This window comes from Streptomyces sp. NPDC059957, assembly GCF_042730015.1.
In the GTDB taxonomy this organism is placed as follows: domain Bacteria; phylum Actinomycetota; class Actinomycetes; order Streptomycetales; family Streptomycetaceae; genus Streptomyces.
This window is the reverse complement of record NZ_JBHWMB010000055.1, coordinates 45,793-61,460: the sequence shown is the minus strand read 5'-3', so window position 1 is coordinate 61,460 and position 15,668 is coordinate 45,793. Positions and strand designations below refer to the sequence as shown.

13 protein-coding genes and 1 tRNA gene are annotated in these 15,668 nt (G+C 71.4%); 8 read left to right on the top strand and 6 right to left on the bottom strand.

Annotation, left to right across the window (positions count from 1 at the left end):
• Positions 1 to 191: 191 nt before the first annotated feature.
• Positions 192 to 1,034: a MurR/RpiR family transcriptional regulator gene (locus ACFWBW_RS29985; protein ID WP_385378892.1), complete on the bottom strand. Its 843-nt coding sequence runs from the start codon at positions 1,032 to 1,034 to the stop codon at positions 192 to 194.
• 304 nt (positions 1,035 to 1,338) lie between these two features.
• On the opposite strand from ACFWBW_RS29985, the gene ACFWBW_RS29980 reads away from it, so the two are divergent.
• Positions 1,339 to 2,619 carry an MFS transporter gene (locus ACFWBW_RS29980; RefSeq protein ID WP_385378889.1) on the top strand — a complete coding sequence of 427 codons (1,281 nt, stop codon included), beginning with the start codon at positions 1,339 to 1,341 and terminating at the stop codon, positions 2,617 to 2,619.
• Positions 2,620 to 2,628: 9 nt separating this feature from the next.
• Positions 2,629 to 3,027 carry a hypothetical protein gene (locus ACFWBW_RS29975; RefSeq protein WP_385378886.1) on the top strand — a complete coding sequence of 133 codons (399 nt, stop codon included), beginning with the start codon at positions 2,629 to 2,631 and terminating at the stop codon, positions 3,025 to 3,027.
• A gap of 394 nt (positions 3,028 to 3,421) precedes the next feature.
• Here ACFWBW_RS29975 and ACFWBW_RS29970 read toward each other — a convergent pair whose 3' ends face one another.
• Positions 3,422 to 4,807 carry a cystathionine beta-synthase gene (locus ACFWBW_RS29970; RefSeq protein WP_385378904.1) on the bottom strand — a complete coding sequence of 462 codons (1,386 nt, stop codon included), beginning with the start codon at positions 4,805 to 4,807 and terminating at the stop codon, positions 3,422 to 3,424.
• Between the two features lie 168 nt (positions 4,808 to 4,975).
• Here ACFWBW_RS29970 and ACFWBW_RS29965 point away from each other — a divergent pair, with 168 nt between their 5' ends.
• The 3 genes from ACFWBW_RS29965 (at position 4,976) to ACFWBW_RS29955 (ending at position 8,490) form a co-directional block, all read left to right on the top strand.
• Positions 4,976 to 6,055 carry an SGNH/GDSL hydrolase family protein gene (locus ACFWBW_RS29965; protein ID WP_385378883.1) on the top strand — a complete coding sequence of 360 codons (1,080 nt, stop codon included), beginning with the start codon at positions 4,976 to 4,978 and terminating at the stop codon, positions 6,053 to 6,055.
• 67 nt (positions 6,056 to 6,122) lie between these two features.
• Positions 6,123 to 7,343: an acetyl-CoA C-acetyltransferase gene (locus tag ACFWBW_RS29960; RefSeq protein WP_385378880.1), complete on the top strand. Its 1,221-nt coding sequence runs from the start codon at positions 6,123 to 6,125 to the stop codon at positions 7,341 to 7,343.
• A 322-nt stretch (positions 7,344 to 7,665) separates the two neighbouring features.
• Entirely contained in the window at positions 7,666 to 8,490 is an 825-nt protein-coding gene (locus tag ACFWBW_RS29955; protein ID WP_385378877.1) for a hypothetical protein, read from the top strand.
• A 19-nt stretch (positions 8,491 to 8,509) separates the two neighbouring features.
• Here the strand turns inward: ACFWBW_RS29955 and ACFWBW_RS29950 are convergent, their stop codons facing one another.
• Positions 8,510 to 8,881 (bottom strand): hypothetical protein, encoded by a 372-nt coding sequence (locus ACFWBW_RS29950; protein WP_385378874.1) that lies wholly within the window; start codon positions 8,879 to 8,881, stop codon positions 8,510 to 8,512.
• 106 nt (positions 8,882 to 8,987) lie between these two features.
• Between ACFWBW_RS29950 and ACFWBW_RS29945 the strand changes: the two genes are divergently transcribed.
• Positions 8,988 to 9,218, top strand: a complete 231-nt coding sequence (locus tag ACFWBW_RS29945; protein ID WP_250736957.1) for a DUF4287 domain-containing protein — start codon at positions 8,988 to 8,990, stop codon at positions 9,216 to 9,218.
• Positions 9,219 to 9,365: 147 nt separating this feature from the next.
• On the opposite strand, the gene ACFWBW_RS29940 is transcribed toward ACFWBW_RS29945, so the two are convergent.
• Positions 9,366 to 10,223, bottom strand: a complete 858-nt coding sequence (locus ACFWBW_RS29940) for a Bax inhibitor-1/YccA family protein (protein ID WP_385378870.1) — start codon at positions 10,221 to 10,223, stop codon at positions 9,366 to 9,368.
• A 200-nt stretch (positions 10,224 to 10,423) separates the two neighbouring features.
• Positions 10,424 to 10,505: transfer RNA gene (locus ACFWBW_RS29935), tRNA-Leu, on the bottom strand.
• Positions 10,506 to 11,059: 554 nt separating this feature from the next.
• Between ACFWBW_RS29935 and ACFWBW_RS29930 the strand changes: the two genes are divergently transcribed.
• Positions 11,060 to 11,824, top strand: a complete 765-nt coding sequence (locus ACFWBW_RS29930) for an ABC transporter ATP-binding protein (RefSeq protein WP_385378901.1) — start codon at positions 11,060 to 11,062, stop codon at positions 11,822 to 11,824.
• 63 nt (positions 11,825 to 11,887) lie between these two features.
• Entirely contained in the window at positions 11,888 to 14,446 is a 2,559-nt protein-coding gene (locus tag ACFWBW_RS29925; RefSeq protein ID WP_385378868.1) for an ABC transporter permease, read from the top strand.
• 117 nt (positions 14,447 to 14,563) lie between these two features.
• Here the strand turns inward: ACFWBW_RS29925 and ACFWBW_RS29920 are convergent.
• A partial coding sequence (locus tag ACFWBW_RS29920) for a class I SAM-dependent methyltransferase (RefSeq protein WP_385378865.1) occupies positions 14,564 to 15,668 on the bottom strand: 1,105 nt, incomplete at its 5' end.

The following is a 15,668-nucleotide window of genomic DNA, read 5'->3' as shown; positions in this document are numbered from 1 at the left end:
GGAGCAGGCCGCGCCCTGTCGGAGTAGAGCAGAGGGCGCCTAAATCATGCAGTCCAGGCCGACACCCCACCCCGCCCCCGGCACCGGCCCACCCGCAGCCAGGCCCCACGTACACGCAGACGCCAGCCAAAACCCAGCCCCGCCGGCGTTTGAGGCGAACCCCCGGCTCCGCCGCGGGAAACCGAAACCGCCTACTCCACGAACAGCCCCCGCGCAGCGGCCCGCGCGTCGAAGGCCTCCAGCCTCGCCTGGGCGTCCGGAAGCGCGTCCGCCATCGCCTCCAGCAGCACCCGCCCGAGCAGCATCGGCGCGCACGCCGTGTCGAAGGCCAGCCCGGTGCCGACGGGCGCCGGGATCAGCAGGTCGGAGTTGCGGGCCACCGGCGCGAACGCCGAGTCGGCGACCGTCACCACGGTCAGCCCGGCCGCCCGCGCGTGCTCCAGGGCCTCCGAGACCTCCTTCGGGTGGCGCGGCAGCGCGAAGCACAGCAGGGCCGAAGCCCCCGCGCCCGCCGCCGCGTCGATCCGGTCGGCGAGCATCGAGCCGCCCTCGTCGAGCAGCCGAACATCGGGGTGGACCTTCGCCGCGAAGTACGCGAACCCCCGCGCCTGCGAGGAGGCCGCGCGCAGCCCCAGTACGGGCAGCGGGGTCGACCCGGCCAGCAGCCGCCCGGCCTCCCGTACCGGCGCCGGGTCGGCGAGCATCGCGGAGAGCTGCCGCAGGTTCTCGATCTCGCCCTGCACGGCCTGCTGGTACTCGTTGTACGCGTCCTCGTCCCCACCCCCCGCCCGCTCGGCGGGGGCCACCTCCCGCAGGTGCCGGCGCAGCGCGGGATAGCCGTCGAAGCCCAGCGCGACCGCGAACCGGGTCACCGACGGCTGGCTCACCCCGGCTAGCTCGGCGAGCTCCACGCTCGACAGGAACGGCACGTCCGCCGCCCCGCGCACCATGCAGTGCGCGATGCGCCGCTGCGTCGGCGTCAGCCGGTGCCCCTCGAACAGCTTCTGCAGCCGGGCCGCAGGGCTCTCGCTCATCCCGTTCCCCTCCGTCCCGTCCGCCGGGCGGCCGGGCGGCCACCGACGGGATATTCAGTCACCGAGCACTCTGCATGCGGTTATGCAGGACGGCAACCCGCGCCCGCGATCCGAGACCCTCCGCGAGGCCTTCGCCAGGACTCCGCGAGGACTCCGCGAGGACTCCGCGAGGCCTTCGCGACGCCACCCCCGCCCCGATTCAATTCGCTTGACCGGCCCACGGCCCGCCTTGATCCTCGAGTGCGGCCGCACCGAGATCCACCGGCCAACACCCCCCACACCCAAGCGAATTGGCTGCCCTTCCATGGCGTCCTCGTCCATCTCCACCCCGCCCCGGTCCCGGCCCCGACCCCGTTCCCGCCTCTGGACCCGGAACTTCGGCCTCTACTTCACCGCCCGCGTCGTCTCGATGCTGGGCGACACGATGATGCCCGTCGCCCTGGCCGTGGCCATGATCTCGCTCGGCTACGGGGTAAGCGGCATCGGGTACGCGCTCGGCGCGTGGATGGGCTCCTTCGCCCTCTTCGTGGTGTTCGGCGGGGTGTTCGCGGACCGCTTCCACCCCCTGCCGCAGATGATCGGCGCGGACGTGGTCCGGTGCGCGGCCCAGGGCTCCTTCGCCCTGTACCTCTGGCTCGGCCACCCGACGCTGTGGTTCGTCATCTGCGGATCGGTGCTCGGCGGCATCGCGACCGCGATGTTCCAGCCGGGCACCGCGAGCCTGGTCCCGCAGGTCTCCGCCGACCCCACCCAGGCCAACGGAGTGCTTCGGGTCAGCGAGGGCGCGTCCACGATGGCCGGTCCGGCCATCGCCGGCGTGCTCGTCGCCACCACCTCGACGGCCTGGGTGTTCGTGATCGACGCGGCCACCTTCGCGGTCAGCGGGATCTGCCTGCTGGCGCTGGCGGTGCGGCTGCCGCGCTTCACCTCCGGCCGCCAGGAGTCCACCCTCGCCAGCCTCCGCGAGGGCTGGCAGGAGTTCCGCTCCCGGTCCTGGCTGTGGGCGGTCATCCTGATCTGGTGGGTCCTCGGGGTCTGCGTCTGGGGTCCCCTCACCCCCCTCGGGGCGGCCTCGGTCATCGCCGAGCACGGCAAGGCGGCTTTCGGGTACGCGGAGGGGGCCTTCGGGGCCGGCTGCGTCCTCGGCGGCCTCGTCGCGATCCGGATCCGCCCGGCCCGCCCACTGCTCGGCGGGGCCGTCGCCATGTTCGCGTTCCCGATGATGCCGCTGGCGGCGGCCCTGGTCCCCGACCTGCCGCTCCTGATGCTCGGCTACGCGGTCAGCGGCCTGGGCTGGGCGTTCTGGGGCGTCCAGTGGTCCACCACGGTGCAGACCCAGATACCGCAGGACCGGCTCAACCGGGTCACCGCGTACGAGGTCGGCGGCTCGATCCTCGCCATCCCCTTCGGCCAGGTCCTCTCGGGCCCCGCCAGCGGCCTCTTCGGCGTCCGTCCCCTGCTGCTGGCCGGCGCCGCGATCAGCCTGGGCTGCGCCCTCGCACTGGTCCTCGTACGCCCCGTCCGCACCCTGGTCCGGCGCGATACGGGGGCTAGCCCCAGTGCCGGCAAGGACGCCGGCTCCTAGGGTGGCGGGATGGAGTCCCAAGAGTTGAAGAAGGAACTCTCCGCCACGCTCGACGCCCGGCGGGAGCTGGGGGCGGAGTACGAGGCCGCGCTGGTGGACTCGTTCGTGGAGAAGGTCGACACGCAGGTCCGCCGGCGCCTCGCGGAGGAGCGGCTGTCCGCGGCCCGCGGCACCCACCCCGGCGCCGCGCAGTCCGCGGACGGGAACTTCGGCGAGCGCTTCGGCTTCGCGATCATCACCCTCGTGCTGGCGATCCCGCTCTCCGCGATCGGCGCCGCCCAGGCCGGCCTCAGCGGTCTGGTCGTCGCCTGGGTCGGCATCCTGGGCGTCAACTACGTCCACGCGACGAAGTTCCGCCGGGGTCACCGGGGCGAGCAGGACGAGCGCCGCCCCGATCCGCTGGACTGACGGCCGGACGGGAAGGCGCGAGGGCAGGCACGCGGGTCGACCGCGGGCCCGGGCACACGAACATGCGCGGGGACCGCCGCACCCCGGTTTCCCGGGGGCGGGACGACGGCGGTCCCCGCGCAGGACACGGGCCGGGTCAGGGCCGTCCGCGCGTCCGTGGCGTCCAACGCGTTCCGGGAGCCGCTCCGGAGGTGCGCCGACGCCGTTCGTGTTGCCGGCCGGGGCCCGGTTTCCCGGGCTTCCCTGCCGACAACCACCACTGTGCCGGAGCCGTGTTAAGCCGGTGCTGCCGTCACGTGTCGGGCCCGTACCGTTTGCGCGTCGCCCGCACGCGGCTCCGTACACGACCCCGCACGCGGCTCCGTACGAGGCCCCATACGAGGCCCCGCAGTCGCTACTTGGCGCCCTTGGCCAGGAACGCCAGCAGGTCCTGACGGCTCACCACACCGGTCGGCTTGCCCTCGACCAGCACGATGGCCGCGTCGGCCTCGCCGAGCACCGCCATCAGCTCGGAGACCGGCTCGCCCGAGCCGACCTGCGGCAGCGGCGCGCTCATGTGCTTCTCCAGCGGGTCGCCGAGGGAGGCGCCGCCCGCGAACAGCGCCGCCAGCAGCTCCTTCTCGACGACGGAGCCGATGACCTCGGCGGCCATCACGTCGGGGTGACCGGCGCCCGGCTTGACGATCGGCATCTGCGAGACGCCGTACTCGCGCAGCACCTCGATGGCCTCGCCGACGGTCTCCTCGGGGTGCATGTGGACCAGCGAGGGGATGCCGCCCGACTTGTCCGCGAGCACGTCACGGATGCGGGCCGAGGGGCCCGCGTCCTCCAGGAAGCCGTGTCCGGCCATCCACTCGTCGTTGAAGATCTTGCTGATGTAGCCGCGCCCGCTGTCCGGGAGCAGGACGACGACCACGTCGTCCGGGCCGAGGCCCTCGGCCGCCTTCAGCGCGGCGACGACCGCCATGCCGCAGGAGCCGCCGACGAGCAGGCCCTCCTCCTTCGCGAGACGGCGGGTCATCTGGAAGGAGTCCTTGTCGGACACCGCGATGATCTCGTCGGTCACCGTGGGGTCGTAGGCGGTCGGCCAGAAGTCCTCGCCGACGCCCTCGACGAGGTACGGGCGGCCGGAGCCGCCGGAGTAGACCGAGCCCTCGGGGTCCGCTCCGATGATCTTCACGCGCCCGTCGGAGGCCTCCTTGAGGTACCGGCCCGTGCCCGAGATCGTGCCGCCCGTGCCGACGCCGGCGACGAAGTGGGTGATCTTCCCGGCCGTCTGCTCCCAGAGCTCGGGACCGGTGGTCTCGTAGTGCGAGCGCGAGTTGTTCGCGTTGCTGTACTGGTCGGGCTTCCAGGCGCCCGGGGTCTCGCGCACGAGACGGTCGGACACGTTGTAGTACGAGTCCGGGTGCTCGGGGTCGACGGCGGTCGGGCAGACCACGACCTCGGCGCCGTACGCGCGCATGACGTTGATCTTGTCCGCGGAGACCTTGTCAGGGCAGACGAAGATGCACTTGTAACCCTTCTGCTGGGCCACGATAGCGAGTCCTACACCCGTGTTGCCGCTCGTGGGCTCCACGATGGTGCCGCCGGGCTTGAGTGCTCCGCTCTGTTCGGCGGCCTCGATCATCCGCACGGCGATCCGGTCCTTCACGGATCCGCCGGGATTGAAGTACTCGACCTTGGCCAGGACGGTGGCCTGGAGGCCTTCGGTCACACGGTTGAGCTTCACCAGCGGGGTGTTGCCGACGAGGCTGATCATCGAGTCGTGGAATTGCACCATGTTCTCCAAGGAGGGGACTCCACGGGTTCTCCGGGAGGCACCGCCAGACTATGCGGAAAGGGATTGGCCGACCGGCAGTACGGGGCAGGTAGGTCAGCAGGACGACCAGGAACGGCGGGAAAAGGGCAGGGATCCGGCCGCGGGACCGAGGAGGTGGCTCAAAGGGTGTCCAGGGCGAGGACGGCCCGCCGCATCGCGGCGGGAGCGGCGTACGGCGGTGGCGGGCTCGGGCTCGTCGGGGCCGCCGCGGTGGGGCTCGTGGTGGCGGAGATGCAGTTCGCGAAGCGGACGGTCGGCACCGGGCTCCCCGATCCGCCGCGCGCGGACGGACTGTACGGGAGTGAGTTCGGCGGCCCGGAGCTGAGTCCGGGCCCGCTGCGGTTCGGCGTGCTGGGCGATTCCACGGCCGCCGGGCTGGGGGTTCGGCGGGCCAGACAGACGCCCGGCGCCCTGCTGGCCTCGGGGCTGGCGGCGGTGGCCGAGCGTCCGGTCGAGCTGCGCAACGTGGCGCTCTCGGGTGCCATGTCGGACGACCTGGACCGCCAGACGGGCCTGCTGCTGGACGGTGACGGACCCGCCCCCGACGTGTGCGTGATCATGATCGGCGCCAACGACGTGACCCGCCGGATGCCGCCCACCCAGTCGGTGCGGCTGCTGACCGCGGCCGTGCGCAGGCTGCGGCTCGCGGGCTCCGAGGTGGTGGTCGGGACCTGCCCGGACCTCGGCACCATCGAGCCGGTGTACCAGCCGCTGCGGTGGCTGGCCCGCCGGGTCTCGCGCCAGCTGGCCGCCGCCCAGACGATCGGGGTGCTCGCGCTGGGCGCCCGTACGGTCTCGATCGGCGACCTGATGGGGACGGAGTTCGCGGCGAACCCCCGCGAGATGTTCGGACCGGACTCCTACCACCCGTCGGCGGAGGGGTACGCGACCGCCGCCATGGCCATACTGCCGACCCTGTGCGCGGCCCTGGGCGTCTGGCCCGAGTCGGACCGGCTGGACGTCTCGCGCAACGAGGACATGCTCCCGGTGGCCAAGGCCGCCTCGGCGGCGGCGGGCCAGGCCGGCACGGAGGTGACCGGTGCGCGCGGCCCGTGGGCCCTGCTCAAGTACCGGCGCAGGCGCCGGGTGCCGGGCGAGGACCTGACGGATCACACCGCGGAAGCCGCACCGGCCGGCGCGACCGGCGCGACGGGACCCGCCGCACCGGCGTCCAGAGCGACCGGAGTCACATCGCAAGGACAGTGACCTCGACGGTACGGGGCGGTAACTTCGCATGCGGTCCCGGTACGACACCACCTCCCTTGGAGCCCCGATGCCCGAAGCCGTCATCGTTTCCACCGCCCGTTCGCCGATCGGTCGCGCCTTCAAGGGATCCCTCAAGGACGTCCGCCCGGACGACCTGACCGCCACGGTCATCCAGGCCGCCCTCGCCAAGGTCCCCGGGCTGGACCCGCGCGAGATCGACGACCTGATGCTGGGCTGCGGCCTCCCGGGCGGCGAGCAGGGCCACAACCTCGGCCGGATCGTCGCGGTGCAGATGGGCATGGACCACCTGCCCGCCACCACGATCACCCGCTACTGCGCCTCCTCGCTCCAGGCCTCCCGGATGGCGCTGCACGCCATCAAGGCGGGCGAGGGCGACGTCTTCATCTCCGCGGGCGTCGAGATGGTCTCCCGGTCCGTGAACGGCTCCTCCGACGGCATCCCGGGCACCCACAACCCGCTCTTCGCGGAGTCCGAGGCCCGCACCAAGGAGATCGCCGAGTCCACCGGCTCCTCCTGGCACGACCCGCGCGAGGACGGCCGCACCCCCGACGCGTACATCGGGATGGGGCAGACCGCGGAGAACCTGGCCCGGCTCAAGGGCGTGACCCGCGCCGACATGGACGAGTTCGGCGTGCGCTCGCAGAACCTGGCCGAGGAAGCCATCAAGAACGGCTTCTGGGCCCGCGAGATCACCCCGGTCACCACCCCGGACGGCACGGTCGTCTCGCAGGACGACGGCCCGCGCGCCGGGGTCACCCTGGAGGCCGTCCAGGGTCTCAAGCCCGTCTTCCGCCCCGACGGCCTGATCACGGCCGGCAACTGCTGCCCGCTGAACGACGGCGCCGCGGCCCTGGTCGTCATGAGCGACACCAAGGCGCGCGAGCTGGGCCTGACCCCGCTGGCCCGAATCGTCTCCACCGGCGTCACCGGCCTGTCCCCCGAGATCATGGGCCTGGGCCCGGTCGAGGCCTCCAAGCAGGCGCTGAAGCGGGCGGGCCTGACCGTCGGCGACATCGACCTGTTCGAGATCAACGAGGCCTTCGCGGCCCAGGTGATCCCCTCCTACCGGGACCTCGAGATCCCGCTGGAGAAGCTGAACGTCAACGGCGGGGCCATCGCCATCGGTCACCCCTTCGGGATGACCGGCGCGCGGATCACCGGCACGCTGATCAACAGCCTGCAGTTCCACGACAAGCAGTTCGGCCTCGAAACCATGTGCGTCGGCGGCGGCCAGGGCATGGCCATGGTCATCGAGCGGCTGAGCTGAGCCGCAGCGGCGGGTAGGGGTCGTCCCGTCGGGATCAAGAGCCGAGGCCAGACGCCGTAAGGGATCTGCTTGATCCCGTACGTCGTACTGACATCAAATCTAATCCTGTCGCGGCCATTCTGTGACCAAATGTCCCCCAGGATGTGACCTTAGTCCTGGGGGACCCTTGTTTCCGCAGGTCAGGCATGGTTCGGGTGGGGCGCTCGGGACGAAAGACCTGTCCAATTCATGACGTATTGCACTGCAAGCCATTCCCAGGGCAGGACAAGCTGATGTAGGAAGTCGGGGGATCGAATCAATCAGGAGTTAGTCAGTGAGCGCCATGTCTCTTGCCCTACTGCTGACCACGGCCGCTGCCACGGCCGTCGGCGCTGCTGCGCTGCACGCCGTCCACGGCCTGCGCAAGCAGGTCACCGCACTGCGCGGTGAGCTGACGGTTTCGCACCCCCGTGGTGCCACCGTTCCGCACGCCCGCAGCGCCGTGGAGTCCCCCGCCGCCGAGATACGGGCCGCCGTCGCCGAGGCCCTCGCCGAGGAGCGCGAGCGCGAGCTCGCCGAGGCGCGTGCCTTCTGGGCCGCCCAGGAGGCGCGTGACGCCGCCGACGCCCCCTCCCTGCTGGGCGGCCTGTCCGCCCTCGGTGAGGAGGGCCCCGCCTTCGAGAGCCCCGTCTTCCTGCCCCGGCAGGCGGACATGGTCGGCCTGGAGCCGCTCCTGGGCGACGACGCCGAGGACTACCAGACCTACCCGGAGGACTCGGCCGAGCTGGCCGCCGCCCGCCGGCGCCACCCCTCGCACCCGGACTTCGTCCCCGTGCAGGCCTCGCACCCCGGCGCCGACCACGAGCGCACGGTCAACCGCCTGGAGGAGCTCGCGGAGGCCCGTACGGCCCTCGCGGACGTCCGCCCCGGCCCGCTGGGCACCCTGGACGTGTACGTCTTCACCGACGGCACCACGCTCTGCATGACCCCGGGCCACCGGGAGACCGCCGAGCGGCTCGCCGACGCCCTGCGCTCGGGCAGCGCACCGGTCCTGCTGGGCGGCTCGGGCATCTCCGGCGCCTACGCCCTGACCTTCTCCTGCGGAGACTCCGAGGACCCGGACAGCAACGTCTACATCCTCGCCGACCGCGTCATCGCCTCGCTCTGAGGCACGGCAGCGCCCTGAGTCACCGCAGCGCCCCGGCTTCCGCCTGATCCACCAGCCGAACGGCCTCGTCCAGCATCTCGGACGGGGCCTTCGCCGTGTCCGGGCCCGCCGCGGCGGCCTGCAGGGCCTCGGCGAGGTCCAGCCCGGCCACGGCCAGCTGGTCACCGACGACGAAGATCCCGGCGTCGGGCATCGTCCGCGCCGGAGCCGCCCCCGTGCCGTCCCCGGGGCCCGCGGCAGCCGCCTCCAGCCGCTGCGCCCGCAGCGAGAGCTCCCGGGCCAGGTCCAGGGCCGTCTCGGCGGCGCCCTGCTGGAGGCGGCTCTGCGGAGCCGCCCGCAGCCGGTCGGCGAAACGCTCCACGGCGGCGGTCAAGGGTGAGGTATCGAGCACCCGGCCGACCTTACGCGCCGCCCCGGCGCCATTGCCAACACGCGAACTCTCCGGCACGGTGGCGTGAAGAGAACAGCACAGCACGGCGATACCCCCGGAGGCGCCCATGTCCGTTGAGTTCTCCGAACAGACCCACCGCAACATGATCGACAGAATCCCCCAGACCACCGGTCGTGAACTCTCCGACTGGCTCAGGGCCGTGGACGACGGCCCCTCCCTCGTCCGGTTCGAAGAGAAGGTCAGCTGGCTGCTCGGTGCGCACGAGCTGTCGTACGGCCAGGCCAAGGCGATCATCCACGAGTACGACCTGCGCAGGGCCGCCCGCAAGTTCGGCTGAGCCGGCCCCTGCCCCCGTCCGCAGCCCCCGACTTCCGATCACCCGATCTGCTGACCCCCGACATGCGGGAAGGCCCCGCGAGCGTGTGCTCGCGGGGCCTTCCTCAGCTCAGCGGGTGCGTACCCGATGAGTACTGACCGTGGGGTACTAGTCGCCCTTGAGGATGGAGATCAGGCGCAGCATCTCCATGTAGATCCACACCAGGGTCATGGTGAGGCCGAAGGCCGCCAGCCAGGACTCCTCGCGGGGGGCGCCGTAGGCCACGCCGTCCTCGACCATCTTGAAGTCCATGGCGAGGAAGGCGGCACCGAGCAGGATGCCGATGACACCGAAGAGGATGCCGAGGCCGCCGCTGCGGAAGCCGAGGCCGTCGCCGCCCGCGAAGACGGAGAACAGGAGGTTGACGACCATCAGGAGCATGAAGCCCATGGCGGCGGCCATCACGAAGCCGACGAAGCGCCGGTTCACCCTGATCCAGCGCATCTTGTAGGCGATCAGCACGCCGGCGAAGACGCACATCGTGCCCATGACGGCCTGGACGACCGTGCCGGGACTGATGTAGGTGCTGACGGCCGAGCTGATGACGCCGAGGAAGACACCCTCGAAGGCCGCGTACGCCAGGATCAGCGCCGGGACGGGCTTGGCCTTGAACGACTGGATCATCGCGAAGACGAACGCGATGAGCGCGGCGCCGATGGCGATGCCGTACGACTTGTTGATGTTGGCCGGGTCGACCGGAAGCGCGATCCAGGAGACGGCCGCCGTCAGGATGACCGTGCCGAGCGTCAGAGCCGTGCGGCTCACGACGTCGTCGATGGTCATCGCGTTGCCGCGGACCGGCGCCTGCGGCATACCCGTGGCCGGGTCGGTCGCGTAGGGGTTGGTCGCGTACGGGTTGGTGGCGGTCCCGGCCTGGGCCTGGGGCTGCTGCGTGCCGAAGCCCGCGTTAGCACCGTTGTCGCGGCTGAACCCCCGTCGCGAGAAGACCGGGTTGCTGCTCCTCATCTCACTCCTCCATGGCCACCGTGCGCGGCCTTGGAATCAAGAGTAATGCGAACGCAAAGAAATCGCCCTACTGCTGGAGGAGGATCTTTCCCCTCCGGGACGGGCGTGCCGCGCGGGACGGGCGGGGGTACGCGTGGTGCCCCCGCCCTCCGCGTGTTCCGGGTGTTCCGGCCTGAAACGGAACATCCTCAACACCATCGTGCCCGAAGCCGGACTTGAACCGGCACGACCCGAGGGTCAGCGAGGTTTAAGCTCGCCGTGTCTGCATTCCACCATCCGGGCAGGGCGTAGCGGCCCCGTAGGAAAAGCCTTGAACGCTGCGCCGAGCCTATCCGGAACACTTACGCCCTCACCTGGGCGTCTCGCCGATGTTGTCTGATTTTATTGGCGATTGATGCCTCGTCAGGGGACAGAAGGCGCGGTCGGCACGTTCCGGGCGTCGATCATGGCCGCCACGGGATTGACGGGATTTCGATGGCCCGCGCCACCCCGCGCGCCACCCCGCGCGCCACCCCCTCGGCGCGGCTCCGTTTCCGCTCCCGTTCCGCCTCCGGTCCCACCTCTGCCCGGGACTGCGCCCAGGCCCCCGCCCCGGCCTTCGCCGGCCGCGCCCGGCCGCCCGACCGGCCGCCACCCCGAACTCGAGCCGGGCGGCCGTCATACCAAAGGAGGAGGCCCTGCCCTCCGTGGTCAGTCTCCGGTGGCCCGGAGAACGGGCATCACGGCTGATCCGGAGCGGGGGTGGGCGCCGCGACGATGGAGGGGTCCCGCCAACCGCGGACCGTGAGCCCGGTCCGCATGCCCCGCCCCCGACAGGAGTCGCCCCCGTGACCACCATGAACTACGCCCCGCACACAGCCCAGGCCGTCGCCGCACGCGCCTCCGGCCTCTCCAAGGTGTACGGCCAGGGCGAGACCCAGGTGGTCGCTCTGGACAACGTCTCCGTGGACTTCGCGCAGGGCCAGTTCACCGCGATCATGGGCCCCTCCGGCTCCGGCAAGTCCACGCTGATGCACTGCGTCGCAGGCCTGGACACCTTCTCCGCCGGGTCCGTCCGCATCGGCGAGACCGAGCTGTCCACCCTGAAGGACAAGCAGCTCACGCAGCTGCGCCGGGACAAGATCGGCTTCATCTTCCAGGCCTTCAACCTGCTGCCGACCCTGACGGCCCTGGAGAACATCACGCTCCCCATGGACATCGCCGGCCGCAAGCCCGACAAGCAGTGGCTGGACTCGGTGATCAGCATGGTCGGCCTCTCCGACCGCCTGTCCCACCGCCCGACCCAGCTCTCCGGCGGCCAGCAGCAGCGCGTGGCCGTGGCCCGCGCCCTGGCCTCCCGCCCCGAGATCATCTTCGGTGACGAGCCCACCGGAAACCTCGACTCGCGCTCCGGCGCCGAGGTCCTCGGGTTCCTGCGCAACTCCGTGCGCGAGCTCGGCCAGACCGTCGTGATGGTCACCCACGACCCGGTCGCCGCCTCCTACGCGGACCGCGTCATCTTCCTCGCCGACGGCCGCATCGTCGACGAGATGATCCAGCCCACCGCGGACGGCGTGCTCGACCGCATGAAGGCCTTCGACGCCAAGGGCCGCACCAGCTGAGGGACGCGCACCCCCTCGCAGCCGAACGTCCCCGCTGACCCCTTACACCTGGACTCCTCCACCATGTTCCGTACCGCCCTGCGCAACGTGCTCGCGCACAAGGCCCGGCTGCTGATGACGGTGCTCGCCGTCGTCCTCGGCGTCGCCTTCGTCTCCGGCACGCTCGTCTTCACCGACACCGTCGGCAAGGCGATGTCGAACCAGTCCGCCAAGAGCTTCGACGGCGTGGCCGTCTCGGTCACCTCCTACGGCCCCGGCCGGGCCGAAGACGGCACCAAGGAGGGCGAGCCGGGCATCAGCCAGAAGTCCCTCGACAAGGTCAAGGCGCTCGCCGGTGTGGACGCCGTCTCCGGCCGCGTCCACGGCTTCGCCGCCGTGGGCGACCAGGACGGCAAGCTGATCGGCAACGGCTGGTCCAACACCGGCGCCAACTTCGTCCCCCTCAAGGACGGCAAGGACCCCCGCTACGCCTTCGCCGAGGGCAACGGCCCGGCCAGGGCCGACGAGATCGCCCTCGACAAGGAGACGGCCAAGCGCGGCCGGTACAAGGTGGGCGACAAGGTCCGGGTGGCCGACAACGGCCCGGCCAAGGAGTACACGCTCACCGGCGTCTTCACCACCGAGGACGGCGCGGTCAACGCGGGCGGCTCGCTCGTCCTGTTCGACACCCCGACCGCCCAGCAGCTCTACCTGCAGCCCGGCTACTACGACGAACTCGCGGTCAGCGCCAAGGCCGGCGTCTCCGCCGACCAGCTGCTCACCGAGATCAAGCCGATCGTCGGCAAGGACGCCAAGGCCCAGACCGGCGCCGCCCTCGCCGCCGAGCAGGCCAAGGACATCGAAGCGGGCATGAACAGCATGAACCAGATGCTGCTCACGTTCGCGCTGATCTCGCTCTTCGTCGGCATCTTCCTGATCTACAACACCTTCACCATGCTGGTCGCCCAGCGCACGAAGGAGCTGGCCCTGCTGCGCGCCGTCGGCGCCAACCGCGGCCAGGTCAAGCGCTCGGTCCTGGCCGAGGCCCTGGTCGTCGGCGTGATCTCCTCCGCCATCGGCCTGATCGCCGGCGTCGGGCTCGCCATCGGCATGCGCTCCGCGATGAACGCCTTCGACGTCAAGATCCCGGCCGGTCCGCTGGTCGTCGCCCCGGCCACCATCGCCGCGGCGATCGGCATCGGCATCGTCGTGACGATGCTCGCCGCCTGGCTGCCCGCGCGCCGTACCGCCAAGATCTCCCCGGTCGCCGCCATGGGCAGCGCCCACCTGCCGGCCACCGCCAAGTCCCTGGTGCTGCGCAACAGCATCGGCGGCGCCGTCACCCTGCTCGGTCTGCTCGGCATCCTCGGCGGGGCGATGACCGGCAAGGAGGGCAAGATGCTCATCGGCGCCGGCGCCTTCCTCACCATGATCGGCATCATCATCCTGCTGCCGGCCCTCTCCCGCCCGGTCATCGCGGCGGTCCGCCCGCTGCTGGAGAAGGCCTTCGGCGTCGCCGGCAAGCTGGCCGCGCAGAACGCGGTCCGCAACCCGCGCCGCACCGCCGTCACCGCCGCCTCGCTGGCCATCGGCCTGACCCTGGTGACCGCCCTGTCCGTCCTCGGCATCACGATGGGCAAGGCCATCGACCGGATGACGACGGACAACCTCAAGGCCGACTACAACGTCTCCATGGGCGAATCCTTCGGCAGCATGGACCCCTCCGTGCTCCCCGCCCTGGAGAAGGCCCCCGGCGTCACGGCCGTCTCCCCGCAGATGGCCGGCAACATCCGGACCGGTGACGGCGACAGCGCCGACTACCAGTCCGTCTCCGGAGTCAACCCGGCCACCATCGGGCAGCTCCTCAACTTCGACGTGGTCAGCGGGCAGCTGACCAGCCTGGCCAAGGGCGAGGTGGCGGTCGCGGAGAAGACCGCGAAGGAGAACAAGCTCTCCGTCGGCTCCACCCTGAAGACCACCTTCGACGACAACAAGAAGGCGGACCTGAAGGTCGGCGCGATCTACAAGGACATGGAGGGCATGCTCTCCCCCTACGTGATCGACTACAAGATCCTCACCCAGCACAGCGAGGAGCCGTACATCCGCGAGGTCTTCGTCAAGATGGACGGCGGCGCCTCCGAGAAAGGCGAGAAGGCCCTCGTCGACGCCCTCGGCAAGAACCCGGCGATCACCTTCGCCACCCAGCAGGACATCCGCAACCAGATGGGCGGCATGATCAACACCGCCCTGAACATCATGTACGGCCTGCTCGCCATGGCGCTGATCATCTCGGTCCTCGGCGTCGTCAACACCCTGGCGATGTCCGTGTACGAGCGGACGCAGGAGATCGGCATGCTGCGCGCCATCGGCCTGGACCGCGGCCGGGTCAAGAACATGATCCGGCTGGAGGCCATCGTGATCTCGCTCTTCGGCGCGGTCATCGGCGTGGCCCTCGGCACCTTCATCGCCTGGGCCGTCGGCGAGACCATCAAGGGCTCGATCCCGAACTACGCCCTGGTGATCCCCTTCGACCGGATCGCGATCTTCATGCTGCTGGCCGGCGTCGTCGGCGCCCTGGCGGCCATGTGGCCCGCCCGCAGCGCGGCCCGGCTGAACATGCTGACCGCCATCAAGACGGAGTAGCCGTACGGCGCCACGCGCCACCCGCACGAAGGCCGAGGGCCCCGCGATCTCCGCGGGGCCCTCGGCCGTTGTCGTGGGGGCGTGGGGGCGTGGGGGCGTGGGGCGTGGGGCGTGGGGCTACCGCGGCCACTCCCGGGCGCGCAGCGGCAGCCCGGAGGCCGAGCGGGTCCCGGTGCGCACCGCGAGCACCTGGTTGACCCCGAGCCGGTTGTGCTCGAAGGCGAGCGCCGAGGCGGCCATGTACAGCTGCCAGACCCGGGCCCGCCCGGGCGAGGTCAGCCGTACCGCCTCCTCCCAGTGCTCCTCCAGCCGGGCCACCCAGGCCCGCAGGGTGAGCGCGTAGTGCTCGCGCAGCGCCTCCACGTCGCGGACCTCGAAGCCGGCCCGTTCCAGCTCGCCGACGGTGGTGCCCAGCGGGGACAGCTCGCCGTCGGGGAAGACGTAGGCGTCTATGAACGCGTTGATCCGGTAGGCCTCCTCGTCCGGCTCGGGGCGCCGCGCGATCTGGTGGTTCAGCAGCCTGCCGCCCGGCCGCAGCAGTGCGTACAGGCTCCGGGCGTACGTGCGGTAGCGGTCGGCTCCGACGTGTTCGGCCATCCCGATGGAGGAAATGGCGTCGTACGGGCCGTCCTTGACGTCCCGGTAGTCCTGAACCCGGATCTCGACGAGGTCGGCCAGGCCCTCCTCCGCGACCCGCTTGCGGGCGTAGGCGGCCTGTTCGCGCGAGAGCGTGATCCCGGTGACCTTGGCCCCGTACTCCCGGGCCGCGTGCAGGGCCATAGAGCCCCAGCCGCAGCCGACGTCGAGGAGCCGGTCCCCGGGGCTCAGGTCGAGCTTGCGGCAGACCAGGTCCAGCTTGTCCCGCTGGGCGTCCTCCAGGCTCCCGCCGGGGGTCCAGTAGGCGCAGGAGTACACCATCGACGGGCCGAGGACCCGCTCGTAGAAGGTGTTGCCCACGTCGTAGTGGTGGCTGATGGCCCGCCGGTCGCTGCCCTTGGTGTGCCGGGGCTGCCGGGGTCCTGCGCGGCGGTCGGCCTCCTCGGGCGGCGGGGCCGGCTTGGTCCACGGCCGCGCCAGGCCCACGAGGCCCCGTACGGCGGCCCGGGCGCGGGGATCGCGCAGCAGGGCGGCGGGCCCGGCGGCGGTGTTCTTGGCGGCCGTGGCGGCCTTGGCGGCCCCATCGAACTCCTCGCTGGGGGTTTCCAGGGCGCCGAGGGAGACG